The 24,670-nt window shown below is 56.3% G+C and carries 25 protein-coding genes and 1 riboswitch; of the genes, 11 read left to right on the top strand and 14 right to left on the bottom strand.

The window, feature by feature from the left end:
- Nucleotides 1–8: 8 nt before the first annotated feature.
- From N1249_RS07970 to rutG, 3 genes are read left to right on the top strand one after another with little or no spacing between them, the layout of a single operon-like run.
- The gene (locus tag N1249_RS07970) at nucleotides 9–599 is read left to right on the top strand and encodes a malonic semialdehyde reductase (RefSeq protein WP_259836533.1); all 591 of its coding nucleotides are present in this window, start codon (nucleotides 9–11) and stop codon (nucleotides 597–599) included.
- A 9-nt stretch (nucleotides 600–608) separates the two neighbouring features.
- Nucleotides 609–1,103 (top strand): NADH-dependent FMN reductase RutF, encoded by a 495-nt coding sequence (gene rutF, locus N1249_RS07965; protein ID WP_259836531.1) that lies wholly within the window; start codon nucleotides 609–611, stop codon nucleotides 1,101–1,103.
- A gap of 21 nt (nucleotides 1,104–1,124) precedes the next feature.
- The gene (gene rutG / locus N1249_RS07960) at nucleotides 1,125–2,453 is read left to right on the top strand and encodes a pyrimidine utilization transport protein G (RefSeq protein WP_259836517.1); all 1,329 of its coding nucleotides are present in this window, start codon (nucleotides 1,125–1,127) and stop codon (nucleotides 2,451–2,453) included.
- Between the two features lie 91 nt (nucleotides 2,454–2,544).
- Here rutG and N1249_RS07955 read toward each other — a convergent pair whose 3' ends face one another.
- Nucleotides 2,545–3,465 carry a DMT family transporter gene (locus N1249_RS07955; protein WP_259836513.1) on the bottom strand — a complete coding sequence of 307 codons (921 nt, stop codon included), beginning with the start codon at nucleotides 3,463–3,465 and terminating at the stop codon, nucleotides 2,545–2,547.
- A gap of 117 nt (nucleotides 3,466–3,582) precedes the next feature.
- On the bottom strand, nucleotides 3,583–3,756 hold the full coding sequence (locus tag N1249_RS07950) for a general stress protein (RefSeq protein ID WP_014069705.1): 174 nt from the start codon (nucleotides 3,754–3,756) through the stop codon (nucleotides 3,583–3,585).
- 390 nt (nucleotides 3,757–4,146) lie between these two features.
- On the opposite strand from N1249_RS07950, the gene wrbA reads away from it, so the two are divergent.
- A complete protein-coding gene (gene wrbA / locus N1249_RS07945; protein WP_259836509.1) occupies nucleotides 4,147–4,743 on the top strand; it encodes an NAD(P)H:quinone oxidoreductase in 597 nt (198 codons plus the stop codon).
- Nucleotides 4,744–4,762: 19 nt separating this feature from the next.
- A complete protein-coding gene (locus N1249_RS07940) occupies nucleotides 4,763–4,990 on the top strand; it encodes a YccJ family protein (protein ID WP_259836506.1) in 228 nt (75 codons plus the stop codon).
- Nucleotides 4,991–5,022: 32 nt separating this feature from the next.
- On the opposite strand, the gene agp is transcribed toward N1249_RS07940, so the two are convergent.
- The gene (gene agp, locus N1249_RS07935) at nucleotides 5,023–6,264 is read right to left on the bottom strand and encodes a bifunctional glucose-1-phosphatase/inositol phosphatase (RefSeq protein ID WP_259836503.1); all 1,242 of its coding nucleotides are present in this window, start codon (nucleotides 6,262–6,264) and stop codon (nucleotides 5,023–5,025) included.
- A gap of 150 nt (nucleotides 6,265–6,414) precedes the next feature.
- Between agp and N1249_RS07930 the strand changes: the two genes are divergently transcribed.
- Both N1249_RS07930 and N1249_RS07925 read left to right on the top strand, forming a co-directional pair.
- On the top strand, nucleotides 6,415–6,855 hold the full coding sequence (locus tag N1249_RS07930; RefSeq protein ID WP_259836500.1) for a helix-turn-helix domain-containing protein: 441 nt from the start codon (nucleotides 6,415–6,417) through the stop codon (nucleotides 6,853–6,855).
- 151 nt (nucleotides 6,856–7,006) lie between these two features.
- A complete protein-coding gene (locus N1249_RS07925) occupies nucleotides 7,007–7,801 on the top strand; it encodes an SDR family oxidoreductase (protein WP_259836497.1) in 795 nt (264 codons plus the stop codon).
- 1 nt (nucleotide 7,802) lies between these two features.
- Here N1249_RS07925 and N1249_RS07920 read toward each other — a convergent pair whose 3' ends face one another.
- Nucleotides 7,803–8,162 carry a helix-turn-helix domain-containing protein gene (locus N1249_RS07920; protein WP_259836495.1) on the bottom strand — a complete coding sequence of 120 codons (360 nt, stop codon included), beginning with the start codon at nucleotides 8,160–8,162 and terminating at the stop codon, nucleotides 7,803–7,805.
- A gap of 100 nt (nucleotides 8,163–8,262) precedes the next feature.
- Here N1249_RS07920 and N1249_RS07915 point away from each other — a divergent pair, with 100 nt between their 5' ends.
- The gene (locus N1249_RS07915) at nucleotides 8,263–9,012 is read left to right on the top strand and encodes an SDR family oxidoreductase (protein ID WP_259836492.1); all 750 of its coding nucleotides are present in this window, start codon (nucleotides 8,263–8,265) and stop codon (nucleotides 9,010–9,012) included.
- A 1-nt stretch (nucleotide 9,013) separates the two neighbouring features.
- Here the strand turns inward: N1249_RS07915 and N1249_RS07910 are convergent, their stop codons facing one another.
- Nucleotides 9,014–9,517, bottom strand: a complete 504-nt coding sequence (locus N1249_RS07910) for a DedA family protein (protein ID WP_259836489.1) — start codon at nucleotides 9,515–9,517, stop codon at nucleotides 9,014–9,016.
- A gap of 157 nt (nucleotides 9,518–9,674) precedes the next feature.
- Nucleotides 9,675–9,844: riboswitch (M-box (ykoK) riboswitch) on the top strand.
- Between the two features lie 60 nt (nucleotides 9,845–9,904).
- On the opposite strand from N1249_RS07910, the gene N1249_RS07905 reads away from it, so the two are divergent.
- The gene (locus N1249_RS07905) at nucleotides 9,905–10,906 is read left to right on the top strand and encodes a magnesium transporter (protein ID WP_259836486.1); all 1,002 of its coding nucleotides are present in this window, start codon (nucleotides 9,905–9,907) and stop codon (nucleotides 10,904–10,906) included.
- Between the two features lie 35 nt (nucleotides 10,907–10,941).
- On the opposite strand, the gene N1249_RS07900 is transcribed toward N1249_RS07905, so the two are convergent.
- Complete coding sequence (locus tag N1249_RS07900) at nucleotides 10,942–12,018, bottom strand: LacI family DNA-binding transcriptional regulator (protein WP_259836483.1); 1,077 nt, start codon at nucleotides 12,016–12,018, stop codon at nucleotides 10,942–10,944.
- 269 nt (nucleotides 12,019–12,287) lie between these two features.
- Here N1249_RS07900 and N1249_RS07895 point away from each other — a divergent pair, with 269 nt between their 5' ends.
- Nucleotides 12,288–13,553: a maltoporin gene (locus tag N1249_RS07895; RefSeq protein WP_014069683.1), complete on the top strand. Its 1,266-nt coding sequence runs from the start codon at nucleotides 12,288–12,290 to the stop codon at nucleotides 13,551–13,553.
- A 101-nt stretch (nucleotides 13,554–13,654) separates the two neighbouring features.
- On the opposite strand, the gene N1249_RS07890 is transcribed toward N1249_RS07895, so the two are convergent.
- The 6 genes from N1249_RS07890 to N1249_RS07865 all read right to left on the bottom strand — a co-directional run bounded on the left by N1249_RS07890 (nucleotide 13,655) and on the right by N1249_RS07865 (nucleotide 20,762).
- Nucleotides 13,655–13,897, bottom strand: a complete 243-nt coding sequence (locus tag N1249_RS07890; RefSeq protein WP_259836480.1) for a glucose PTS transporter subunit EIIB — start codon at nucleotides 13,895–13,897, stop codon at nucleotides 13,655–13,657.
- Between the two features lie 131 nt (nucleotides 13,898–14,028).
- The gene (locus N1249_RS07885; protein ID WP_259838038.1) at nucleotides 14,029–16,086 is read right to left on the bottom strand and encodes a beta-galactosidase; all 2,058 of its coding nucleotides are present in this window, start codon (nucleotides 16,084–16,086) and stop codon (nucleotides 14,029–14,031) included.
- Nucleotides 16,087–16,116: 30 nt separating this feature from the next.
- Nucleotides 16,117–17,319: an arabinogalactan endo-beta-1,4-galactanase gene (locus N1249_RS07880; protein WP_259836478.1), complete on the bottom strand. Its 1,203-nt coding sequence runs from the start codon at nucleotides 17,317–17,319 to the stop codon at nucleotides 16,117–16,119.
- Nucleotides 17,320–17,321: 2 nt separating this feature from the next.
- Entirely contained in the window at nucleotides 17,322–18,173 is an 852-nt protein-coding gene (locus tag N1249_RS07875) for a sugar ABC transporter permease (RefSeq protein WP_014069679.1), read from the bottom strand.
- 11 nt (nucleotides 18,174–18,184) lie between these two features.
- On the bottom strand, nucleotides 18,185–19,489 hold the full coding sequence (locus N1249_RS07870; RefSeq protein WP_311202544.1) for a sugar ABC transporter permease: 1,305 nt from the start codon (nucleotides 19,487–19,489) through the stop codon (nucleotides 18,185–18,187).
- A gap of 58 nt (nucleotides 19,490–19,547) precedes the next feature.
- Nucleotides 19,548–20,762, bottom strand: a complete 1,215-nt coding sequence (locus N1249_RS07865) for an extracellular solute-binding protein (protein ID WP_014069677.1) — start codon at nucleotides 20,760–20,762, stop codon at nucleotides 19,548–19,550.
- Between the two features lie 320 nt (nucleotides 20,763–21,082).
- Between N1249_RS07865 and N1249_RS07860 the strand changes: the two genes are divergently transcribed.
- The gene (locus tag N1249_RS07860) at nucleotides 21,083–22,198 is read left to right on the top strand and encodes an ABC transporter ATP-binding protein (RefSeq protein ID WP_259836472.1); all 1,116 of its coding nucleotides are present in this window, start codon (nucleotides 21,083–21,085) and stop codon (nucleotides 22,196–22,198) included.
- Here N1249_RS07860 and hpxK read toward each other — a convergent pair.
- Both hpxK and N1249_RS07850 read right to left on the bottom strand, forming a co-directional pair.
- Nucleotides 22,195–23,421 (bottom strand): allantoate amidohydrolase, encoded by a 1,227-nt coding sequence (hpxK, locus tag N1249_RS07855; protein WP_259838034.1) that lies wholly within the window; start codon nucleotides 23,419–23,421, stop codon nucleotides 22,195–22,197. The genes N1249_RS07860 and hpxK overlap by 4 nt on opposite strands.
- Nucleotides 23,418–24,659, bottom strand: a complete 1,242-nt coding sequence (locus N1249_RS07850; protein WP_259836469.1) for an alanine--glyoxylate aminotransferase family protein — start codon at nucleotides 24,657–24,659, stop codon at nucleotides 23,418–23,420. The genes hpxK and N1249_RS07850 overlap by 4 nt, the downstream gene beginning before the upstream one ends.
- Nucleotides 24,660–24,670: the final 11 nt, after the last annotated feature.

The raw sequence follows: 24,670 nt of genomic DNA, 5'->3' as shown, positions 1-24,670 counted from the left end.
GAGCCACAATGAGCGAAGCCATTACCCCCACTGCGCTGGATACGTTGTTTACCGGGGCGCGCACCCATAACGGCTGGCAGGATCTTCCGGTCAGCGATGCGCTGCTGCGGGAAGTGTACGACCTGATGAAATGGGGCCCCACCTCCGCCAACTGTTCACCTGCGCGGATTGTATTTGTCAGAAGCGCCGAAGGAAAAGAGAAGCTTCGCCCGGCGCTCTCCAGCGGCAATCTGGAGAAAACACTTACCGCGCCGGTCACGGCCATCGTGGCCTGGGACGGTGAATTTTACGAGCGCCTGCCCACCCTGTTCCCGCACGGCGATGCCCGGAGCTGGTTTACCTCAAGCCCGGCGCTCGCCGAAGAGACGGCCTTTCGCAACAGCTCGCTGCAGGCGGCATACCTGATTTTCGCCTGTCGCGCCCTGGGGCTGGATACCGGGCCGATGTCCGGCTTTGACCGGCAAAAAGTGGACGATGCCTTTTTCACCGGCACCGCCCTGAAAAGCAATCTGCTGATCAACATCGGCTATGGCGACAGCAGCAAACTGTACGGGCGCCTGCCGCGCCTGGCCTTTGAAGATGCCTGTGGTCTGGCATAAGGAGTGAGGATGAACACACCGGATAAACAAACCTTTCGCGATGCGATGGCCTGCGTGGGTGCGGCGGTCAATATCATCACCACGGACGGCCCCTCCGGCATGGCCGGGTTCACCGCCAGCGCCGTGTGCAGCGTCACCGACTCTCCGCCCACGCTGCTGGTGTGCCTGAATCGCGGCGCATCCGTCTGGCCAACGTTTAGCGAGAATCGCACCCTGTGCGTCAACACGCTCAGCGCCGGGCAAGAGCCACTCTCTAACCTGTTCGGCGGTAAAACGCCGATGGAAGAGCGCTTCGCCGCCGCCCGCTGGCAGACCGGCGAAACAGGCTGCCCGCGTCTTGAAGATGCGCTGGCCTCGTTTGACTGTCGCATCAGCCAGGTGGTCAGCGTGGGCACGCACGACATCCTGTTTTGCGACATTGTTTCGATAGTTCGCCACCCCGCGCCGCAGGGGTTGGTGTGGTTTGACCGCGGCTATCACGCGCTCCTGCGACCCGCCTGTTAACCCTCCTTAAGGAGACAGCTCATGGCAATGTTCGGATTTCCCCACTGGCAGTTGAAATCGACCTCTTCAGAACGCGGCGTGGTCGCGCCGGATGAGAGACTCCCTGTAGCACAGACCCTGGTGATGGGCGTGCAGCACGCGGTGGCCATGTTTGGCGCCACGGTGCTGATGCCTATGCTGATGGGGCTTGATCCCAACCTGTCCATTCTGATGTCGGGTATCGGTACCCTGCTGTTCTTTTTTGTCACCGGCGGGCGCGTGCCCAGCTATCTTGGCTCCAGCGCCGCCTTTGTGGGCGTGGTGATTGCCACCACCGGGTTTAACGGCCAGGGGATCAACCCGAACCTGAGCGTGGCCCTCGGCGGCATTATTGCCTGTGGGCTGGTCTATACCCTGATTGGCCTGGTGGTGATGAAAACCGGCACCAAATGGATTGAGCGGATGATGCCGCCGGTAGTGACGGGTGCGGTGGTAATGGCCATCGGCCTGAACCTCGCCCCGATTGCGGTCAAAAGCGTCTCTGGCTCACCGTTTGAAAGCTGGATGGCGGTGATCACCGTACTGTGCATCGGCCTGGTGGCGGTGTTCACGCGCGGCATGATCCAGCGTCTGCTGATCCTGGTCGGGCTGATTGCGGCGTGTCTGGTTTATGCCCTGCTGGCGAACGTGTTCGGCTTTGGCAAACCGGTCGATTTTACCCTGATCCACAACGCCGCCTGGTTTGGCCTGCCGCAGATCACCTCCCCGGTATTCAGTGGACAGGCGATGATGCTGATCGCTCCCGTGGCGGTGATCCTGGTGGCTGAAAACCTGGGCCACCTGAAAGCGGTTGCCGGGATGACCGGGCGCAATATGGATCCGTACATTGGGCGCGCGTTTGTCGGTGACGGGCTGGCGACCATGCTCTCTGGCTCTGTTGGCGGCAGCGGTGTGACAACCTACGCCGAAAACATCGGCGTGATGGCGGTGACCAAAGTCTACTCCACGCTGGTTTTTGTCGCGGCGGCCGTGATTGCCATGCTGTTAGGCTTCTCACCGAAATTTGGCGCGCTGATCCACACCATTCCGGCACCGGTAATTGGCGGGGCATCCATTGTGGTGTTTGGGTTGATCGCCGTAGCCGGGGCGCGTATCTGGGTTCAGCACCGGGTCGATCTTAGCCAGAACAGCAACCTGATTATGGTGGCAGTCACGCTGGTGCTGGGCGCGGGTGATTTCGCCCTGACGCTGGGCGGGTTTACCATTGGCGGGATTGGTACGGCAACGTTTGGCGCTATTTTGTTAAACGCCCTGCTGAGCCGCCGGAAAGGGGATGAAGCGCAAGCGGAAGCCATCACCCCCTCAACCTGAAATAAGTGCCGCTTTCTTGCCGGGTGGCGCTACGCTTACCCGGCCTACATGCCCATTGTAGGCCCACGCAAGCGAAGCGCCGCCGGGCATGTTAGCTATCTGCCCCTTGTTCAGCGCCCAACCCGGCTATTGCCTTACGTCGTTTTTTTAGCTTTAACTCACTCACCAGTACACCGGCAACGATAAAGGCTGCGCCCACCAGCGCCAGCAGCGGTAAACGCTCCCCGGCAATGCGCCCGAACACACCCGCCCAGACCGGCTCACCGGTGTAGATAACCGTTGCCCGCGTCGGGGAAACGCTGCGCTGCGCCCAGTTCATCGTCACCTGAATAATGGCGCTGAAGATCCCAAGCCCCAGCGCAACAACCACAAGCCCGGTAGACATCGGCGGCACAGATTCCCCCGCCGGTACCATGGCGGCAAACGCCACCAGCGATGCAGTCGCAAGTTGCACAACGGTCACCCGCTTCACGTCCACCTTCCCGGCCCAGGCGCTGATCAGAATAATTTCAGCGGCAATCGCCACCGCGCCGACCAGGGTAATTATCTCCCCCGGCCCCAGCGCCAGCAGGTTATCGCCCGGCCCGGCCAGCAGGATCAGGCCGATAAACGCCAGCACAATGCCAATACAGGACATCAGCCCCGGTATTCTGCCCAGACACAGCCATTGCAGCAGCGGCACCAGCGGCACGTACATCGCGGTGATAAACGCCGATTTACTGCTGGAGATAGACTGCAAGCCCCAGGTTTGCAGGCTGTAGCCCATCGCAATGGCAATACCAATCGCCACCCCGGCCTTCAGCTCTTTAAGCGTCAACCCCCGTAAGGTTTTCAGTGAAATCAGCGCCACGGCAATCGCTGCCGTAGCAAAACGCAGGCCGACAAAGAAGAAAGGATCGCTCAGGGTGACCGCATACTGGACGGCCAGAAAAGTCCCGCCCCAGAACATGGTGATCAGAATGAGGATGGCTTCCTGCGGTTTTACGGAGAATTTGAAACGAGAAGACGACATGGTGCACCAGCAATAGAGGTCAATCCTCTAGTGTGCGTTGCCTTTGGTTACAGTTCAATGTTGCAGAAATAAAAAAACCGCCGGGAGCCCCCGGCGGCAGAGGATCAACCCGGCGTATTACTTGTTGCTGCTGCCGTGGCTGTTTTTACCCCCTTTTTTACCTGCTTCAGATGCACGCTGAGGGTCATTTTTGAAGTTACCCCCACTGTGTTGGCCACCTTTACGACCTGCTTCTGATGCTCTTTCACGGTCTTCAGCGAAATTACCTGAACCACCACGATGGTTTGCCATCTCTAACCTCCAGAGTGTGAAACATTAGACATCATACTGCATTCAGTAAAAGAGGATTCTTTCACCTGACGACGAATGGCCGCGCCACTATTTACGTCGCGTGAAACTAAGCTTAGTGGAAAGCCCCTGTCCCGGGCGTAAATGGTAATATTCTGCAACATGATCCCCCGCATTCCCCGGGACGAGTTGCGCGGTTATCAATAAGCCTTTCTTATCATTCCAGAATTTCGTTTTCGTAAATATGTTTCATTTTGCTACAGCGCCAGATAATAAATAACTTGTTATAAATCAAAGAAATGATGCACAGAGTTGCAGTCTGGCCAGCACGACTTATCTTTAAATGAACGCAGCGATCCGCTGTCAGAAAAAACAAACGAGGAGTAATGCAAAATGGCAAAAGTTCTGGTGCTCTATTATTCCATGTATGGACACATTGAAACCATGGCTCACGCAGTTGCAGAAGGTGCAAACAGAGTGGATGGCGTAGAGGTTGTGGTGAAACGCGTACCGGAAACCATGAATGCCGAGGCCTTCGCCAAAGCCGGGGGGAAAACACAAAATGCCCCGCAGGCCACCCCACAAGAACTGGCAGACTACGATGCCATCATCTTCGGCACCCCAACCCGCTTCGGCAATATGTCAGGGCAGATGCGAACCTTCCTCGACCAGACCGGGGGACTTTGGGCATCTGGCGCCTTATACGGCAAGCTCGCCAGCGTATTCAGCTCCACAGGTACCGGCGGCGGCCAGGAACAGACCATCACCTCAACCTGGACCACTCTTGCGCATCACGGCATGGTGATTGTGCCAATCGGCTATGGCGCTCAGGAGTTGTTTGATGTGTCTCAGGTTCGTGGTGGTACACCTTATGGCGCAACCACCATTGCCGGTGGCGATGGTTCACGCCAGCCAAGTAATGAAGAGCTGGCTATCGCCCGTTACCAGGGTGAACATGTCGCGGGTCTTGCCAAAAAACTGAACGGCTAAGCCAAACAGGAGGACAATCATGCCAACACAGGAATCCAAAGCTCACCGCGTGGGCGAATGGGCAAGTTTACGTAATACCTCTCCAGAAATCGCCGAGGCCATTTTTGAAGTTGCAAAATATGACGAAAAGCTGGCCGAGCAGATTTGGGAAGAAGGCAGTGATGAGGTACTGATGCGCGCCTTCAATAAAACGGACAAAGACTCACTCTTCTGGGGTGAGCAAACCATCGAACGTAAAAACGTCTGAACGTTTCCCCCCGCCTGCGCGGGGGGCCATTCTTATTTCGCCGCGTTGTTTAACACTGTATTAAACTTCTCTACCGGGCAGAACCCGTTATCATCCACCGGACACCCTGAAAGCTCCAGCGTGACACGCTGCGCGGGTGATTTCAGCGACAGCACTTCGGCGTTACGCAGCTGCGTAGTGCTTTGATAAACGTATTCGATTTTCATCAGCTCCCGGTTGGCGTTCTTGTCATGCCAGCGCTGGAAGACAATTTTGCCGCCGATCGGGGTGCGTTCGTACTGGTCATGCAGCTGATAAGGTTTGAAGTCGAGCGCCGTCAGCAGCGAGGCGATGTTGGAATCGTGTCCCACCAGCAGCGTTAATTTTGCGGCTTTCCCCTGCTCGGTCACCAGGGCGTTATCGATGTATTTCACCAGTGGTTTCGCCACATTGCGCGCCACCTCACCCGAAGTGAATAACGAATCCTGATAGCCATTTTTCAGCTTCGACAGCACCCGCCACTGCTGATCGGTTTTGATCTCGCCCCACGCCACCTGATCGGCCGGGAAACCTTCGTAGTACTGCAAGGTGAACGCATCCACCAGAGAGTTCCCCACCTTCAGCGGCCCGGATACGCCCGGCTCTTTTTCGTAATCGGCACTGAAGGTGTCTTTGGCTTCGGTCAGCGAGCAGACCTTTTTCTCTTTACAGGATGGCGATTCGGCGTAGTTCGTCATCTGTTCCAGCAGTTTGTAGCTTTCATCAAGCTGCATTTTCTGCCGTTCCGACGCCATTGCACTCAGCGCTTTATCGCGGAATTCCGGCGAGTTGTTGGTGATAACCGGATTAAAGGTGGGATCCATCTTTCCCATTTCCGGCTGGTGATGTACCGGCACGTCACACCCCGGGAAAGCCCCTGTGATAAAGAATTGCGCGGTCGCCACGGTGCGTTGCAGGCTATTGGCGTAGGCATAAACGGTGTTTGCTGGCGGGCATTCCCCGGTGGTAACCAGCCCCTGCCCGGCCAGCCATTCGCGCATATAGTGCCCCATATACACTTCAAGAACACCGCCTTTAGTGGTGAGCTGCCCGCCGGGCACATCCCATTCCGGCCATTTATTCGGCGTGGATTGTTCCAGTACGCTGCCGTTATTGGCCAGCGGCGCGCGCAGATTGTGGCGGCTCATGATTAAAACTTGCTCTAACTGATATCCTTCCGGCGCGTCCTGCGCCTGGGCGCCAAAGGTCACGGAAAGGGTCCCTGCCACTGCAACAGCGAGTAGTGCTTTTCTCATCCCTAAATCCTCACTCGGTTTTAATGTCGCTTAAGTGTGACAGATTTATGACATTTTTCCGGGAAGCATTTCTCAAACTGATGAATAACGCCCTTACCCATGACGCAGATTAGTTTTATAATAAAACCATACTACCCCGGAGGAGCCGCTGTGAAACGTACCCGCCTTGAAGAGAGCACCTGCCCTGTCGCCCGTTCGCTGGACATCATCGGCGACTGGTGGTCGTTACTGATTGTCCGCGATGCGCTGCGCGGCGTGAAACGCTTCGGCGAGTTTCAGAAAAGCCTCGGGATCGCCAAAAACATGCTGACCGCGCGCCTCAAACTGCTGGTCGAGGAAGGCATTCTGACGCTCCAGCCCGCCTCTGACGGCAGCGCCTGGCAGGAATATGTGCTTACCGACAAAGGGCGCGCCCTGCAAACGGTGCTGGTTGCGCTCTCGCAATGGGGGAATGAATTCCTGTTCAGCCAGAACCAGCCAGGCAGCGTGCTGGTCGATGTCAAAAACCAACAGCCGCTGCGCAAACTGGCGCTGGTTGCCAACGATGGCCGTGAACTGTCGCCAGAAGATATCGAGCTTAAACTCCCGTAATGTCAGTGAGTTAAACCCTGATTAACCCTCTCCCTGTCAGCAGGAATAAAAAATATCGCGCAAAGTGGTTGCATTATAAAACCAAATATCTCACAGTGAATTCAGTTTCAACATGCAACCAATTAACCCTATCGCTTTGAGGTAACACGCCATGACTACGCAACATTCAACCGCTTTAATCACGGGAGCTTCTTCGGGGATCGGTGCCGTTTATGCCGATCGTCTTGCGGCACGCGGCTACAACCTGGTGCTGGTGGCCCGTCGTGAAGCCCGTCTTCAGGCGCTGGCGGCAGACCTTTCCGGCCGCTACGGGGTCGATGTGCAGATCCTGACCGCCGATCTGAGCGATGAAAACGGCATTCGCGCGGTTGAAGAGACACTGAGAAACGACACCCGCATTGATACGCTGGTGAACAATGCCGGAACGGCGCAGATGGCACCCTTTTTATCCGGCGATGTTGCGCAGCATCAGGCCATCAACACCCTGAATACCACCGCGCTGATGCGCTTAACCTACGCCATCCTTCCGCGTCTGGCGCAGAACAACAGCGGTACGGTGATCAACATTGCCTCTGTGCTTTCCCTTCACGCCCGCGCCGGCAGCGCACTTTACAGCGCCACCAAAGCCTGGGTGTTCAATTTCACCCGCGGGTTGCAGGAAGAGTTTGCCGAAAGTGGCGTGCGTATTCAGGCGGTATTGCCTGCCGCCACGGCAACAGAGATTTGGGATCTGTCCGGCGTCGCCATTACCGACCTGCCAGAAGGCTCGGTCATGACCACCGACAACCTGGTGGATGCCGCGCTTGCCGGGCTGGATCAGGGCGAGCTGATCACCATCCCGCCGATGCACGATATCCGGTTATGGGAACGCTTCGAGGCCGCACGTCTGGAGCTGTTTGCCAGCGCGCGTACCGGTGAACCGGCCCCACGCTATTTAAGCCACTGATTTAGCGCTCCAGCTGGTCGCCATACTCGTTCATCCAGGCGGCCAGCGGGGAAAGCGCGTCCTGAAGCGTCAGCCCCAGTTCGGTTATCTGATACTCCACGCGCGGCGGGATTTCAGGGTAGACGGTGCGCGACACCAGCCCGCGCTGTTCGAACAAACGCAGCTGTTTGGTCAGCTCTTTTTGCGTAATGGGCGCCGCGGCACGCAGCAGATCGCCAAAGCGCACCGGAGTGTTAAGCACAATCAGCCGGTAAAGGATTGGGATCGCCCATTTGCCCGCAATCAGATTCACAAACCGCGTCATCGGGCAGGCGTGGACCGCAGATTTTTTTTCGCCGGGTTCAGTGAGTATTTCCGCCATAGCACACCTCTTGCCTCTTTAGTATCCAAATGGTACCTGGTTTCCTTTCGATACTAACGTTTCTATAGTGCTTTCTCCAGAGCGAATTCAGGAGGCATTCATGGGACGTTTAGCAGGTAAATACACCTTGATTACGGGCGGAACCAGCGGCATTGGGCTGGCGACCGCACAGGAATTTATTGCCGAAGGGGCGCAGGTGGCCGTCACCGGGCGCAACCCGGAAACCCTGGCCGAAGCCCGGCGCATCCTTGGGGATAGCGCATGGGTTATTCCTGCCGATGCCGGTGATATCGCGGTACAGAAAGCACTGGCGGAGACGCTCACATCCCGCTGGCCACGGCTGGACGCGGTGTTTATCAACGCCGGAGATGTCACTCACGGTCTGCTGGAAGAGTGGCAGGAAGAGGCCTGGGACCGGCTGATGCGCATCAACCTTAAAGGCCCGTTCTTTTTGATTCAGGCGTTGCTGCCGCTGCTGAATAACCCCTCGTCGGTGATCTTATGCGGTTCGGTCAGCGCCCGTATCGGCCTGCCCACCAGCAGCGTGTATGCGGCAAGCAAAGCCGGTTTGCTCTCTCTGGCGCGTACCCTGTCAGCAGAGCTTTTACCGCGCGGAGTTCGTGTTAACGGCCTGAGCCCCGGCCCGGTTGAAACCCCGGCATTGCATAAACTGGGGTTAAGCGAAGAGGCACAAAAAGCCTTGCAGGGTGATATCGCAAATCTGGTGCCGCTGGGGCGCATGGGCACACCAACGGAGCTGGCAAAAGCCGCGCTGTATCTGGCGTCGGATGAATCGGGCTATACCGTCGGCACGGAACTGCTGGTGGATGGCGGAACAGGGAGTCTGTAATTCAGAAGGCGCTGATGCCGGTCACGGCACCGACATACAGCGCCGCCCACACCGCGGCAGAAAGCAGGCTAACGACGTAAACCTTCACGGCGCTTACCCGCAGCGTCCCCGCCGCCAGCGGCACGATGTAACGCAATACCGCCAGGAAGCGGGCGGTGAACAGCACAACCACGCCATTTTTTTGCAGCTGGTGCTGCACGCGCAAAAATTTATCCGCATGTTTGGTCGTAAAACGCGTGACCAGCCGCGACTGCCCCATCAGCTGACCAATATGGTAATTCACCACTGACCCCAGCGCTGCGCCCATCACCACCGCGAGCCATGTCAGGCCCGGATGCAGCGCCGACTGGCTGACGCTAATACCCGCAATCAGCATCACCGATGCGGGCGGCAGTACCGACGAGACAAGCACCGTCGATTTGCTCAGCGCCATCACAAAAAGCAAGGCAAACAGATGCGCGGGATGAACGGCAAAGTGGCTGAGTAAATTGTTTAACCACTCCATATTTTATCCCCGCCTGATTATTGTTTTATCTATTTAAAAGGACTGACCTTAAATAATACTTCAACGCTGCTGATAAAATACGGGTCTAAACATTTCATAAACATTATTTAGATTCTCCAGCAGCCTGGAAAAATAAGCGTATTATCCCTCTCGTTTACAACGATCTCGTTATGGCGAGGCTCCTGTACAAATACACGTTATCGCTCTGGTGGGTTCGAGAGAACCGGCACAGGGTAAAACAGGCACTGTCGAATCAAGGCTTTGTCAGTATAACTTCCCTTACGGGATACGGTGTACAGTGCTGAACCCAGGACGTGGGGATCTCCTCTTCGACATGCCCTGTCTTGCTCGCCCCTGAGAGATTTTATTCTTCAAAGGGAATTTACTATGTCTTACTCCATTCACAACAATAATCTGGCATTCACTGAAAGCGCAGTCGCGCAATATATGAATACCGATTTTATCGTTCTCGATATTTCATTATGCGTGGCGCTGGCACGTGAACAGTTTTTCGAAAAATTAAACGACGATGATATTCCGTCGCATATTTTTATCGAAGATCAGGGGCGTCTGGCGGGCATGATTGCCGTGCGCAAATTATTGCAGGCCGTCGATACGGTGCAACCGGTCCGGGCGCTGATGATAGCGGAATTTATTCAGCTAAAACCGGAAGATGAGCGTTCTGCCGTTGCCGGGCTGCTGGCTCACGGCGGAGCGGATGTGGTTCCGGTGGTCACGCACGGCAAACTGGTCGGGTGCCTCACCGAGCGTGAAATCGCGCATCTGCTGGAAGACGACGTTACCGAAGATGCTCAGCGCCAGGGCGCCACGCTGCCGCTGGAAAAACCCTATCTGGAAACCAGTCCATTTAGCCTGTGGAAAAAACGCGCCGTCTGGCTGTTGCTGCTGTTTATCGCCGAAGCCTACACCAGCTCGGTTATCCAGCATTTTGAAGAGGCGCTGGAATCCGCCATCGCCCTGGCGTTCTTTATTCCTCTGCTGATTGGTACCGGCGGCAACAGCGGCACGCAGATCACCTCCACGCTGGTGCGTGCGATGGCGCTGGGCGAAGTGCATTTACGTGACGTCGGGCGGGTGCTGCGAAAAGAGATGACCACCTCGTTAATGATTGCGGTCACTCTGGGGCTGGCGGGATGCGTTCGCGCCTGGATGATGGGCATCGGTATGGAAATCACCCTTATCGTCAGCCTGACGCTGGTCTGCATTACGCTGTGGAGTGCAATTGTCTCGTCCGTGATCCCGATGGTGCTCAAGCGCTGCGGCATCGATCCTGCCGTGGTGTCGGCCCCGTTTATCGCCACGCTTATCGACGGCACCGGGCTGATTATTTACTTCAAAATTGCCCAGTACACGCTGGGGCTGTCCTGATGCGATGGGCACCTCTGGCTGAGGTGCCCACACCGTTACATATCACCCAGCTGATGCGCTATCTCGCGCAGCTGCTGAGCCAGCGCTTGCAGGTTCTTCCCCTTCTCCCCTTTCTGCCCGGTAGACTGACGCACCACCAGCCGGGCAGGCAGAATCGACGACATGCGCAGCGCATTGTCGTCGCCGCTGTCCAGAATGCGGCGCACGGCCTCTTTGCCCTGCAAATCCAGATCGAGCGATACCGTGGTTAACGCCGGGTAGAAGAACGAGCTTTCGTAGGTGCCATCGTAGCCAATCACCGACTTCTCCGCCGGAATGGAAATTTGCTGCTGATGGAAAGCGCTCAATACGCCGAGCGCCATCTGGTCGTTGGCGACCAGCACGGCAGAAAATTGTGCCGTTTCACGCAGCATTTGCAGGGCACCGGAATAGCCGCTTTGCGCATCCCAGTTACCGCGAATGACCGTTGCCGGCTCCAGACCATAGCCTTTCAGCGTTTCGATCCAGCTTTTCAGCCTCAGCTGTGCCGACACAGATGACTCGGGCCCGGCCAGCAGGGCAATCTCCCGATGGCCCAGTTCGTAGAGATATTTGACGCTGGCGCGTGTGCCATCTGCCGGGTTAAACGAAACGTTAAACACGGAACTGTACGGGTCCACATCGAGAAACAGACAGACAATATCGTCATTGTCAGTCGCGATTTTCTGCGCCTGTTCGGCCTCCAGCGGGACGTTGACGATCACTTTGCTGACCAGCTGAGACTTCAGCTCGTTAATGGAATCCTGGATGCTATGGTTGACGTTCTCATCAATCATTGAGATCAGCACCTGGTATCCTTCCATATTGGCGTAGCGTTTGACCGCTGCCGCCACCTGTGAAGGGGCGTGTAAGGCCAGCGAAATGGTCACCAGCCCGACCGTCTGGGTCTGCTTACCCACCAGCTGCTGGGCCAGTCGGTTTGGAACATACCGCAATAACTCTATGGATTTCTCCACCTTGTGACGCGTGGCTTCGGATACATTGGCAGATTTATTCAGTACCCTGGACACGGTCTGATAGGAGACGCCCGCATGGCGTGCCACATCCTCTAACGTCGCGCTTTTCGACTTCATGGTCCGGTTCCTTATGTTGTTATGCGCTGATTGTAACAGGGGCGATGTAAAAAAACGCACCCTGCTATCTTTTCATGTGCCTAACACCATCAAAAAGTATGACGCTCACAATGCCACATTTCATGGCGCATCTCATTAATCGTAACAAAATTGTCTATTTTATTTGCACTTAATCACACATTCACGATCGTGTAATTGCCAGACAACAGGTTTAGGCATTTTATGACTGCGGATTTGTGAACGTATTACAAAACAATAAGAGGGTAACAATGAACACGACGATCCGATCTGTATCCGTTGCGTTGGCTGCCGCGTTAGCGTCTCCTTCGCTGTTTGCAGCGTCTTCTGTACCGATTGATTTTCATGGATATCTTCGCTCCGGTGTGGGCGTCTCACGGGATGGTGGGATGGAGGAGTGGCAAAAAAATAAAATTGGCCGTCTGGGTAACGAAGCCGATACCTACGGCGAGCTGGAGCTGGGTTCTGAGGTGTACAAAAAGAACGACGTCAGCTTCTACCTCGACAGCATGGTGAGCATGGTCTCTGACGGTTCAAACGATAACGAAACCACCTTTGGTGACGATGCACAGTTTGGTCTGCGTCAGTTAAATCTCCAGATCAAAGGCCTGATCCCGGGCGATCCCAATGCGGTCATCTGGGGCGGGAAGCGTTACTACCAGCGTCATGACCTGCACATTATCGACACCAAATACTGGAACATCTCCGGCTCCGGTGCGGGTATTGAGAACTATACCCTCGGCCCGGGCGCCGTCTCTGTAGCCTGGATCCGTGGCGATGCCAACGATGTCGACTACCGCGTAGATGGCGACAACGACGTGAATATTAACTATATCGACCTTCGCTATGCCGGCTGGAAACCGTGGGCAGGCGCCTGGACCGAAGTGGGTATTGATTACGCCATGCCAAACCCGACCAACAAGCAGAAGGAGTATGGCGGGCTGTATGAAGCCGATAACGGCGTGATGGTCACCGGCGAGATCAGCCAGGATATGTTTGGCGGCTATAACAAGCTGGTGTTGCAGTACGCTAACAAAGGCCTGGCGCAGAACATGGTGTCTCAGGGTGGCGGCTGGTATGACATGTGGAACTACGTGAACGATGCGACAGGCTACCGCGTGATCAATACCGGCCTGATTCCGATCACCGACAAGTTCTCCTTCAACCACGTGTTGACCTGGGGCTCGGCGGATGACACCACGCAGTACACCGACAAATCACGCCTTGTCTCGCTGGTCGGCCGCGCCCAGTATCAGTTTACGGAATATGTCCGTCTGATTGGCGAAGTGGGTGGCTTCTACCAGGAAGATACCTATACCGACGGCTCGAAATACAAGCAGAGCGGCGAGAAGTACACCATTGCCCTGGGCCTGGCCGATGGTCCCGACTTTATGTCGCGTCCTGAGCTGCGCGTGTTTGCTTCTTACCTGAATGACTCTGAGAAAGGGCAATCCTTCGAAGATGGTACTGCAAATAATACCTGGAACTTTGGCGTGCAGGTCGAAGCCTGGTGGTAATTAATTTTTAAAATGCGTTAATCGTTATTGTATCTCCAACAACTGGCAGTCTATTCTCCTGTTTCGGGATAGCCATTATTTTGGCTATCCCTTTTTTATATTTAATGATTAAAGTGCTTTTCTAATAACTGACGCAAGGTATCAGACTGCCTGCCAAATATCGCATGAACCTGCTGACCGATAATAATCACGCCAAGCGCCCCCTCATCCTGTAACGCCTTTGAATTAACCTTATTTAAATCTTTTACCGTGACGCGCAGGCGGGTAATACAGGCTTCAATGTGCTCGATATTATCGTCGCCGCCAAAGGCAGGAATTAAACGCTGAGTAATTTGACTGTCCATAATACGCCTCTCTTTTATGCAGATAAAAAAATGCCTGCTCGGGGAGCAGGCGTTCTGTGCTTTTTTGCCCGGGCGGTGCAGTCTGATGCCCTCACCCCACCCCTCTCCCACAGGGAGAGGGAGAAAATCAACTACGCTTTACGCCTGAGCACCCGACAGTCCCACGCCAGCAGCACGGTATCACCCGCAGCGGCGGCGTCTGTCATGCAGTCGGTATACCCCTGCGGCAGCGTGACGAGCTGCTGCTGGGCGGTAAAGTTCTGCACAAAGACCCAGGTGGTTTCACCGTCCGTGCGCGCTGTTGCGACCACACCCGGCGGGAAATCGCCTTCGATGGCCCGCGGCAGCGCCAGCTCGTTGATAATGGCGGCGAAGAAATCACGCTGGAACGGCAGATCGTTGCGCGAGGCCACGTGCCACGCTTTACCTTTGCCAAAGCGGTTCACGGTGACGGCAGGCCGGCCGGCGTAAAAGTCGTCGCGGTAGGTCGCCAGCACCTGCGCGGACTCAGCGTGGATCAGCTCGCACAGATGACGAACCTGATACGGCCCCTGCAACCCTGACGCATTACCCGCCAGCCCCTGGATCAGGTTACGTTCGCCGTCATCCAGGCAGTCAATCTCCTCCGCCCAGACTCCCACCAGCTTACGCAGTGGCCCCGGGAAGCCGCCCAGATGGCAAAGGTCCGTTTCATCCACCACCCCGCTCCAGTAGGTCGTCACCAGATGCCCGCCCGCAGCGACAAACGCTTCTGCGCGTTCGGCAAAGCCTTCACGCACCATGTAGAGCATTGGCGCGATGACCAGTGCGTACGGGCTGAGATCGCAGTCAGCGTCAATGATGTCCACCGCGATGCCCTGCTCCCAGAACGGACGATAGTGCTCGTTAACGGTCTTTTCGTACTCCATCCCCTTGTTGCGCGGCCCTTCGGCATCGTCCAGCGCCCAGCGGTTTTGCTGGTCGAAGATAATCGCCACCCGGGCTTCGGTACGGCAGCCCACGACATCCGGCAAGCGTTCAAGCATTTCGCCAAGGCGCGTCACTTCCCGCCCGACGCGGGTATCAAGGTGACCCACGTGGTCGATAATCGCCCCGTGGAATTTCTCCACCGACCCGCGGCTCTTGCGCCACTGGAAGTACTGCACCGCATCTGCACCGTGGGCCACCGCCTGCATCGAGGAGAGAATATGCATCCCCGGTTTTTTCAGCTTGCTGGTCGGCTGCCAGTTGGTGGTGCTCGGCGTGGACTCCATCAGCACAAAGGGTTTGCCGCCCTTCAGGCTGCGCATCATGTCGTGATACATGGCGGTGTAGCAGGCAAGCTGCGTTTCGTCTTTTTCCCTGTGCCACATCGGGTAGCTGTCCCAGGAGATAAAGTCGATCGCTTCGGCCAGCTGCCAGTAGTCGTAATCGTAGAAATACTCCATGAAGTTGGTCGTCACCGGCAGTTCCGCGTTCGCGGCTTTCAGCGGGGCCACTTCATGGCGGCAGAAATCGGTCACCTGCGCAGTGTTAAAGCGTCGCCAGTCGAGGTTCAGGCCGTGGATCGACACCTCTCCCTGCGGCGACGGTGATTCAATCTGTGACCAGTCGGTGTAGGTATGGCTCCAGAAGGTGCTCCACCACGCATGGTTCAGGGCATCCAGGGTTGTATAGCGCGCCTTCAGCCAGTCGCGGAAACGTTCCTGGCACAGATTGCAGTGGCATTCCCCACCGTACTCATTCGAAATATGCCAGCCCAGCACCGCCGGGTGCTGCGAATAGCGTTCCGCCAGCAGGCTGTTGATTTTCAGCGTCTTGTCGCGGTACACCGGAGACGTCATGCAGTGGTTATGACGCCCGCCATGCAGTGCGGGTACGCGGTTGCGCCCCACGCGCAGCACTTCGGGGTATTTTTGCGACATCCATGCCGGGCGCGCGCCGGTTGGCGTCGCCAGGAAAATATGAATACCTGCCGCATAAAGTTTTTCAATAATACTGTCCAGCCAGGCGAAATCATATTCCCCCTCGCGCGGTTCAAGTTTCGCCCAGCTAAATATCCCGACCGACATGACATTACATTTCGCCTGCTTCATCATGGCGATATCTTTTTCAATAATCCCGGGGTAATTCTCCCATTGCTCCGGGTTATAGTCGGCGCCATGCAATAACGCAGCGACCTTTGAACTTAAAGGCGCAAATTTATTCATCATAAATACATCCTGAATGAAGATTAAAAACTATTTAAATACCGTTATTGACGGCAGCACTTTTCCTTTGCAATCAAATAACGCCTGATTTTCGCGGGCATTTCCCTCTTTCCATTCATCATGGATATATTTCATGCCGGTTTTGGTCGCCCAGGTGGTACCGGGAACGGCAATCCAGGTCGGCTCCCAATAGAAAATACCTTTCCCGCGATGGTCAGGCACGTCGATGACGGACTGCATTAAATCGTGAATATAATCGTACTGGCCCTGAACGGTGCCCGGATAGCCGCCGTCCTTCTCTTCTTTGGCCTGGAAGCTGTTTTCGGCATTATCACAATTTTCCAGCGTATAGCCGTAGGCCGCTTCCACCACGATCACGTCTTTGTTATAGCGCTTGCTGATGTCATCCATATTGCTTTTGAGCGCGCTGAGCGGGCCGTTCCAGTAGGTGTACATCGACAGGCCGATAATATCGAACGGGACGTCACGTTTGGTGATTTCATCAAACCACCAGCGGAAGGTGTCATTTTTGGTCCCTTCCGCCAGGTGCAGCATGATTTTCACCTGCTCACCACCGGTCAGGTTCTCTTTCATCCCGCCAATGGCGGCGTTGAGTAACCCGGCTAAGCGATCAAACTCGCCGCCGCCCTGCCCCCAGCTTTTCCCTTCCGGCCACAGCATTCCGCCGTTAATTTCGTTACCAATCTGCACCATGTCCGGCAGCACGCCCTCTTTCTTAAAGCGGGCAATGGTGTCGCGGGTGTAGTCGTGGATCGCCGTTTTGAGCTGCGGGTAATCCATCTTTTCCCAGGCTTTCGGTTTGAACTGCTTACCCGGATCGGTCCAGAAATCGCTGTAATGGAAATCAAGCAGCAGCTTCAAGCCCTGCGCTTTCACGCGCTTCGCAAGCGTAATGGTGTTTTCCAGGTTGTTACTGCCGCCGCCGTAGGTATTGCCTTCGGCATCCTGCGGGTCAACCCACAAACGCAGGCGCACATAGTTCACGCCGTTCGCTTTAAGGATAGCGATCGCATCCTGCTGCTGGCCGTTCTGGTTATAAAACTTCGCGCCGTGCTGTTCTGCTTCCAGCAGGGTCGAAATATCCGCGCCCTTAATAAAATCCGCAGGCATGGCGTTAAACGGACGGGTTTTCACCGCATCCGCAGCAAAAGCACTCGCGGCAAGGCCACATGAGAGGCAAACAGCAAGCAAGGCGGGTTTGAGTCTTTTCATGATTATCCTTTTGTACTCCCGGAGGTCAGGCCAGAGACGAAGTATTTTTGCAACGCCAGGTAGAGGATCGCGACCGGCACTGCAATCAGTACCGCGCCTGCCGCGTAGGTGGTGTAACTGGCACCCATTTTTTGCGCCACCAGGTTATAAAGCCCGATGGGTAAGGTGTATTTGTCCGGGGTGCGCAAAATGGTGCTGGAGAGGATGAAATCCCCCAGCGGCCCGGTGAAGGAAAACAGCGCCACCACGGCCACAATCGGTTTGGACAGCGGCATGATGATCTCGATGAAGATACGGAAGTTGCTGGCCCCGTCCATGCGCGCGGATTCATCCAGATCTTTCGGAATGGCGTCGAGATAGCCTTTCATCAGATAAGTGTTCATCGGGATCATGCCGCCGACGTAGATCAGCACCAGCGCCAGATGGCTGTTGATTAACCCCAGCAACTGCGACAGCACGAAGATGGCAATCAGCGCCGAAAACTGCGGGATCATCTGTAACAGCAGGAACAGCATCAGGCCGTTCTGGCGCCCCTTAAAGCGAAAGCGCGAGAACGCATAGGCCGTAAAGCTGACGCTGATTAAGGTCAGCACCATGGTCAAGAAGCTGATTTTCATCGAGTTCCAGTACCAGGTCATGTAGTTCACCTGGCCGTTGAACAGGTCGGCGTAATGCTGGACCGAGAAGTTCTCCGGAATAATCGACGAGCTGAGCAGGCTGTTACCGGCGTTGAATGACGCCCCGACCGTCCACACCAGCGGATAAATGATGATCGTCGACACCAGCACGATAACCAGCCAGGAGAGCGAGAGGCGTACCCACTTCTCACGTTTAATACTTGGTGATTGAGCCATTGTTACGTCCCTTACGCCATGTCGTCATTTTTGAAAGATTTGGTGGCGCGGAACTGCCACAGCGCCAGGCCGACGACGAAAATCGACAGCAGGATGGTGATGGTCGCCGCTATCGCGTACTGCGAAGAGGACATCGTCAGTTTGTAGATCCACGACACCAGAATGTCGGTCCCACCCGCATTCGACCCGACAACCGCCGGCCCGCCGTTGTTAAACAGATAGATAATGTTGAAGTTATTGAAGTTGAAGGTGTATTGCGTGATAAGGATCGGCGCAATCGAGTACAGTACCAGCGGCAGCGTAATGGTGCGCAGTTTGGTCGCGCTGCTGGCGCCGTCCATCGTGGCCGCTTCATACAGATCTTCAGGGATCGCCTGCAACACGCCGGTGGTCATGGCGAACACAAACGGGAAGCCAAGCCAGGTCTGCATCATAATCAGCGCCGTTTTGGTCCAGAACGGGTCGGTCATCCAGGCTTTTGGCGCAATGCCAAAGAAGGCCAGAATCGCATTGTTAATCACCCCGAAGGAGTCGTTGAACATCCCGGCAAATACCAGAATGGTGACAAAGCCCGGCACCGCCCACGGCAGAATAAAGATGGTGCGGATAAGCGGCTTAAAGCGCAGATCTTTCTGGTTCACCAGGATAGCCAACAGCACGCCCACCGAGCATTGCAGCGTGGTGGCGAGCAGCGTCCAGACCACCGTCCACTGGAGTACGTCGAAGAAGGTCGAGCGCCAGATGGAGAGCGTGAAAATATTGATAAAGTTCTTAAAGCCAACCCAGTCCACCAGCTTCGCCGGCGGCGTGTGGTAGAGGTTGTAGTTGGTAAAGGCGATGGCAAAGCCGAACAGAATGGGGAAAACCACCACAAACACCAGCAGGATAAAACCCGGGGTGATCATCAGATACGGGAAGCCGTCGCTCAGCAACATCTGGTACTGTTTGCGCACGCTGTTAAGCGGCAGGCCCTCATCGCGTTTACGGCCGTTAACCCACGCATCACGCATCGACAGATACCAGACCATCACGCCAAACGCGGCGATTAACACGCTGATGATCCCTTCGGCCAGCAGGAAGATGGAGTTGTCACGCGGCACTTCTTCGCCCAGCGTCACCAGCCCCCACAGCCCTTCACGCAGAAAATCAGCAAATACGCCGATAAAGCTGGCAAGCAGCACCAGGAAGATAATCCCTTTCAGCCACTGGCGATGATAGAACTGACCGAAGCCGGGTACGACAGCCATCAGCAGGCCGGTCCAGGCGTGACGCCCGGCAGCGCGCGGTTTGGCAAAATTTTCCGGGATGATACTCACAGACAACTCCTTTCAAAAAGAACGGGAGCCTGTACTCCCGTTCTGCGACAACAGAAAATTACTGGTTGCTGGCCTGCATGGCTTCGATCTGCATCTGAACCTGTTTTTCCGCGCTATCCAGCGCAGCTTTTGGATCTTGTTTACCGGTCAGGCTCAGCTCCAGCGCGGCGTTGGCCGGCCCCCAGACTTCACCCATTTCAGGAATGCCCGGCATGGCGGTGGCACGTGCGGCCTGCACCGCTACGGCGCTGGCTTTTTCGTCATTCTTGATAACCGGATCGTCAATCATCGCCGTCAGCGGCGGGATTTCACGCGTCGCGATGTAGCGCGTTTTCACGTACTGAGGCTGATTGATGAATTCGATGAATTTCTGCGCCAGCGCTTTGTCTTTGCTCCAGGTCGAGACCACATAGCCTTTCACCCCGAGGAAGGAGCTCATTGGCTTACCGTCCGGAAGCGTAGGCAGAGGCGCCACGCCGTAGTTGATCCCTGCCGCTTCATACGGCTGGAACGCCCACGGGCCGTTGATCACGGCGGCCGCTTTTTTCTCGGTGAACAGGGAGTCGATGGCGTTCAGGCCGTTATCGCCGACGATCCCCGCCGGGAAGACATCGTCCGCATAGAATTTTTTCAGATACGTGACGGCTTCTACCGCGCCCGGTTTGTTCAGACCTACGTCGCTGGCGTTATAGCCGCCTTTGTCGTTTTGCCCAAAGATGTAGCCGCCCATCGGGGAGATTGCCCCCCAGCTGTAATAAATCTGGTCAAATTTGGCGAGCAGCCCGTACTGGTTTTTCGCGCGCTGCTGCTTAGAAAAGTCATACCAGTCCTGGAGCGAGTTCAGCGGCTTATCAATCAAATCTTTGTTGTAGATAAGCACCAGCGTTTCGACCGCTTTTGGCACACCGTACAGGGCATTATCCATTTTGAAGGCGTTGATGGAGGCCGGGGTGTACTGTTCGGTCTGCTTAGCCTCCAGATTCAGGGGGGTTAATAACCCTTGCACAACGGCGCCGCCTAGCTGATCGTTAGGGATGACCAGCACATCCGGGCCAATCCCTGCAGGGCCGTCCAGACGCAGCTTTTCCAGCTGCTGAGCGTAAGGTGTTTCCTGGACGTTGACCTTCACGTCGTACTGTTTTTCAAAATCGGCGACCGCATCTTTAATACCGGACGACTTCTTGATGTCTTCCCAGACGTTAAGCTGCGTGGTGGCGTGGACCTGCACCGCGAGCGTAGAGAGGATCAGAGCAGCGAGTATGTTCTTTTTCATTATCAACCTCATGTGAAGGTATAACAATTTATGGTTTTTATCGCATTCAAACATCACCCACCTTCGCCGGACAACCTGTTAAAACCGGTGGTGTACGTATGACGTCAAATGCATTTGGTTTGTTATACGCTACCCTTCACATAATGATAACTCTACAAAAAACTGTAAGTTGTGTGATCGTCATAACATTAATGGAATATCTGTATAGGGCGCGTGAATACTGGAAGTTATAGTCAGTGCAGACAAATTGCGCCGTCCAGCCATGTTAAACATATTTGTTATACGTAAAACATAACTGGCGACTTACTCGGGGAACACTGATGTCGAACATACAATTGAGGAATGTCACCAAACGCTTTGGCGACACCGTTACCTTACACAACGTGAATCTTGACATTGAGGACGGCGAATTCGCCGTTTTTGTTGGCCCTTCCGGCTGCGGCAAATCCACCATGCTGCGCATGATTGCCGGTCTGGAGGAGATCAGCGACGGGGAAGTATTAATTGGTAACGAAGTGATGAATGATGTCGCCCCGTCACACCGCGGCGTGGCGATGGTGTTCCAGTCCTATGCACTTTATCCGCATATGACGGTAGCGGAAAACATGGGCTACGGGCTGAAAGTGAATAAGGTGCCGAAGGATCAGATCCGCCATCAGGTGGAGATGGTGGCTAAAACGCTGCAACTTTCCCATCTGCTGGACCGTAAACCGAAGCAGCTCTCCGGCGGCCAGCGGCAGCGCGTGGCGATTGGCCGGGCCATCGTGCGCAACCCGCGCGTGTTTATGTTCGATGAGCCGCTCTCAAACCTGGATGCGGAACTGCGCGTTGAGATGCGCCTGCATCTGGCCCGCCTGCACCAGGAGCTCAAAACCACCATGGTGTATGTCACCCACGATCAGATTGAAGCCATGACCCTGGCCGATAAAATCGTGGTAATGAACTACGGCAAGGTTGAGCAGATGGGTGCGCCGATGGATCTCTACTACAAGCCGGTTAACAAGTTTGTGGCCGGGTTTATTGGCTCACCGAAGATGAACTTCCTGCCGGCCACGGTAGAGGCCTGGCAACCGGGCGAGCTGACCGTGCGGCTGTCGCAGCAGAAATCGCTGACGCTTGCCCTGACCACCACGCCGCTGACGCCGGGAAGCCAGGTGACGCTGGGCATTCGCCCGGAACATTTGACCACCGACACTCGCCAGGGTACGGGGCTGGAATTTAACTGTGAAGTGGTGGAGCGCCTCGGGAACAACACCTACCTGTTTGGTCAGTGCTACGGCCACGACAACGTTAAAATCTTGCTGCCAGGAGACGTGAAGTTCGCCCCGTGGCAGAAGATTGATGTGGCCTTCGACGATCGTCACTGCATGGTCTTTGACGAACAGGATGTCCGCGTCAGTGCAGATATCGAAGATGCGGTGCGTTCAGTGGCCTAACTCGCCAGCCTCTCAACCGCACCCTTAAATGCTTCAATCGCCAGCGCGACATCTTCAGCCATCACCGACTCCGCCGGATGGTGGCTGACACCGCCTTTACAGCGCACAAACAACATCCCCACGGGCCAGCGCTCCGCCATGGCGATGGCGTCATGCCCGGCACCGCTGGGCAGTGACAGCGTGCGCCCCTGGACTGATTCAACAGCCTCCCCCAGCAACGCCTGTAAACGGGCATCGCACGGCGTAGCGGCGATGCGGTAAAACTCCTCGGCGCTGAAATCCAGCCCACGACGGGCGGCGATGGCCTGCGCCTGCGCCAGTAATTCGTTGAGCAGCGCATCCAGTGGGGCATCCTGCGGGCCGCGAATATCCAGAGACAGCGCCACTTCGCCGGGGATCACATTCACCGCGCCGGGCAAACAGCGCAGCTCCCCAACCGTTGCCACCAGATTGCCGCCGTGCAGCTGCGTGGTGCTTTCGGTCATTACCATCCATTCGGCGGCGGTGGCCAGGGCGTCCTTGCGATGGGCCATCGGCACGGTGCCAGCGTGGCCTGCCTCACCGGTAAAGCGGCAGTTCAGACGGCGTGCGCCGTTAATGGCTTCTACCACGCCCAGTGCCAGCTGTGCCTGCTCCAGACACGGTCCCTGCTCGATATGCAGCTCCAGATAGGCACTGAAATCGTCCTTGTTTCTGGCGGCAAGCGCCACGCGGGCGGGATCAAGCCCCGCCTGCACCATCGCCTGCGCCACGCTGACGCCGCTGGCATCGCATTTATCGAGCCAGCTCTCAGGCCTGGTGCCCGTCAGGCCGCGGCTGCCCAGCAGGGTAATGCCGAAGCGGGTGCCTTCTTCATCGCAAAAACCGACAATTTCGATGGCCTGCGCCAGATGCCGCCCCTGCTGATGCAGGCTGTCCACCACTTCAATGGCGGTGAGTACGCCGAGCATCCCGTCGTATCGCCCGGCATTGCGCACGGTATCCAGATGCGAGCCGAGTAATACCGCCGGTGCGCCTTCCTGCGCCCCCTCATAGCGCCCGCAAATATTGCCCACGCTGTCCTGCCAGACGGTCATGCCCGCCTGGCTCATCCACTGCCCGACCAGCTGGTTGGCCTGTAAATGCTGCGCCGAGAGATACACCCTTGTCAGCGCATCCGGGGTTTCGCTGATGGCGGCCAGCGCGTCGGCACGCGCCATCACCCGTTCTGCCGCCGGGTTCATTGCGGCGTCTCGCGGCGATAGTGGTCCCACGCGGCCTGCATGGCGGCACCCTGCGTGGTGCTGAATTTCAGGTAGTTCAGCACCGACTCCAGCGCGCTCAGGGTGGTCATCACGCAGTCCTTGCGGGCGTTATAGCCCATGGTGCCGATGCGCCACACCTTGCCGTGCAGCGGGCCAAACGAAGTGCCAATTTCGATACCGAAATCTTCCAGCATCAGCTTACGCACCTGATCGCCGTTCACGCCCTGCGGAATTACCACGCCCAGCACGTTGTTCATCTTGTGCTTCAGGTCGCCGAAGGTTTCCAGCCCCATCGCCTGAATACCTTTCAGCAGCGCATCGCCGTGCAGCTTGTGACGGGCGATGCCGTTATCCAACCCTTCCTGAAGGATCAGCCGCGCGCATTCGCGGGCGCCGAACAGGGCGGTTGTGGCTTCGGTGTGGTGGTTCAGGCGCTCCGGCCCCCAGTAGTCCATCACCATGCCGAGATCGAAGTAGTTGGAGTAGATCATCTCCTCGTCGCCGTCGCGGTGGGCGTCGGTGCGAATGCCCTCCTCAACGCATTTGCGGCGGCGGATCGCCTCTTCCATCCGCGCGCTCAGGGTAATAGGCGAAGTACCGGACGGACCGCCGAGGCATTTCTGCATCCCGGCCGAGACCGCATCCAGTTCCCAGGCATCGGTTTCCAGCGGGTTCCCGCCAAGCGATGCGGTGGCATCCGTGTAAAACAGCACGTCGTAACGGCGGCAAATGGCCCCCAGTTCGGCCAGCGGTTGCAGCATGGTGGTTGAGGTATCGCCCTGCACGGTCAGCAGCAGGCGCGGACGCACGCGTTTGATGGCATCTTCAACCTGATCCGGCGTGAAAACGTCCCCCCACGGCACTTCAATGGTGTGCACTTCGGCGCGACAGCGGCGGGCAATTTCACACAGCAGATGGCCAAAGCGGCCAAACACCGGCACCAGCACTTTGTCTCCCGGACGAATGGCCGACACCAGAATCGCTTCAATCCCCGCGCGGGAGGTGCCATCCACCAGCATCGTCCAGCGGTTTTCGGTGCGGAACACCCCGCGATAAAGCGCCATCACCTCATTCATGTAGTGGGTCATGGCCGGATCGTACTGACCAATCAGCTGGCTCGACATGGCACGCAGCACGCGCGGATCGGCGTTGATCGGCCCCGGTCCCATCAGCAGGCGCTGAGGTGGATTGATTTGCGGAAATTGAGCGATGTCCATCTTTGTGTCCT

It is taken from the genome of Enterobacter sp. CP102 (assembly GCF_025152625.1).
Lineage (GTDB): Bacteria > Pseudomonadota > Gammaproteobacteria > Enterobacterales > Enterobacteriaceae > Enterobacter > Enterobacter soli.
Note: the sequence above shows the minus strand (reverse complement) of the source record. Positions and strands in the feature narration are given on the sequence as shown.

What these genes read in the sequence shown, in the direction of transcription:
- N1249_RS07970 (WP_259836533.1), top strand. Translation starts at nt 9, where the DNA reads ATGAGCGAAGCCATTACCCCCACTGCGCTGGATACGTTGTTTACCGGG.
- rutF (WP_259836531.1), top strand. Translation starts at nt 609, where the DNA reads ATGAACACACCGGATAAACAAACCTTTCGCGATGCGATGGCCTGCGTG.
- rutG (WP_259836517.1), top strand. Translation starts at nt 1,125, where the DNA reads ATGGCAATGTTCGGATTTCCCCACTGGCAGTTGAAATCGACCTCTTCA.
- N1249_RS07955 (WP_259836513.1), bottom strand. Translation starts at nt 3,465, where the DNA reads ATGTCGTCTTCTCGTTTCAAATTCTCCGTAAAACCGCAGGAAGCCATC.
- N1249_RS07950 (WP_014069705.1), bottom strand. Translation starts at nt 3,756, where the DNA reads ATGGCAAACCATCGTGGTGGTTCAGGTAATTTCGCTGAAGACCGTGAA.
- wrbA (WP_259836509.1), top strand. Translation starts at nt 4,147, where the DNA reads ATGGCAAAAGTTCTGGTGCTCTATTATTCCATGTATGGACACATTGAA.
- N1249_RS07940 (WP_259836506.1), top strand. Translation starts at nt 4,763, where the DNA reads ATGCCAACACAGGAATCCAAAGCTCACCGCGTGGGCGAATGGGCAAGT.
- agp (WP_259836503.1), bottom strand. Translation starts at nt 6,264, where the DNA reads ATGAGAAAAGCACTACTCGCTGTTGCAGTGGCAGGGACCCTTTCCGTG.
- N1249_RS07925 (WP_259836497.1), top strand. Translation starts at nt 7,007, where the DNA reads ATGACTACGCAACATTCAACCGCTTTAATCACGGGAGCTTCTTCGGGG.
- N1249_RS07920 (WP_259836495.1), bottom strand. Translation starts at nt 8,162, where the DNA reads ATGGCGGAAATACTCACTGAACCCGGCGAAAAAAAATCTGCGGTCCAC.
- N1249_RS07915 (WP_259836492.1), top strand. Translation starts at nt 8,263, where the DNA reads ATGGGACGTTTAGCAGGTAAATACACCTTGATTACGGGCGGAACCAGC.
- N1249_RS07910 (WP_259836489.1), bottom strand. Translation starts at nt 9,517, where the DNA reads ATGGAGTGGTTAAACAATTTACTCAGCCACTTTGCCGTTCATCCCGCG.
- N1249_RS07905 (WP_259836486.1), top strand. Translation starts at nt 9,905, where the DNA reads ATGTCTTACTCCATTCACAACAATAATCTGGCATTCACTGAAAGCGCA.
- N1249_RS07900 (WP_259836483.1), bottom strand. Translation starts at nt 12,018, where the DNA reads ATGAAGTCGAAAAGCGCGACGTTAGAGGATGTGGCACGCCATGCGGGC.
- N1249_RS07895 (WP_014069683.1), top strand. Translation starts at nt 12,288, where the DNA reads ATGAACACGACGATCCGATCTGTATCCGTTGCGTTGGCTGCCGCGTTA.
- N1249_RS07890 (WP_259836480.1), bottom strand. Translation starts at nt 13,897, where the DNA reads ATGGACAGTCAAATTACTCAGCGTTTAATTCCTGCCTTTGGCGGCGAC.
- N1249_RS07885 (WP_259838038.1), bottom strand. Translation starts at nt 16,086, where the DNA reads ATGAATAAATTTGCGCCTTTAAGTTCAAAGGTCGCTGCGTTATTGCAT.
- N1249_RS07880 (WP_259836478.1), bottom strand. Translation starts at nt 17,319, where the DNA reads ATGAAAAGACTCAAACCCGCCTTGCTTGCTGTTTGCCTCTCATGTGGC.
- N1249_RS07875 (WP_014069679.1), bottom strand. Translation starts at nt 18,173, where the DNA reads ATGGCTCAATCACCAAGTATTAAACGTGAGAAGTGGGTACGCCTCTCG.
- N1249_RS07865 (WP_014069677.1), bottom strand. Translation starts at nt 20,762, where the DNA reads ATGAAAAAGAACATACTCGCTGCTCTGATCCTCTCTACGCTCGCGGTG.
- N1249_RS07860 (WP_259836472.1), top strand. Translation starts at nt 21,083, where the DNA reads ATGTCGAACATACAATTGAGGAATGTCACCAAACGCTTTGGCGACACC.
- hpxK (WP_259838034.1), bottom strand. Translation starts at nt 23,421, where the DNA reads ATGAACCCGGCGGCAGAACGGGTGATGGCGCGTGCCGACGCGCTGGCC.
- N1249_RS07850 (WP_259836469.1), bottom strand. Translation starts at nt 24,659, where the DNA reads ATGGACATCGCTCAATTTCCGCAAATCAATCCACCTCAGCGCCTGCTG.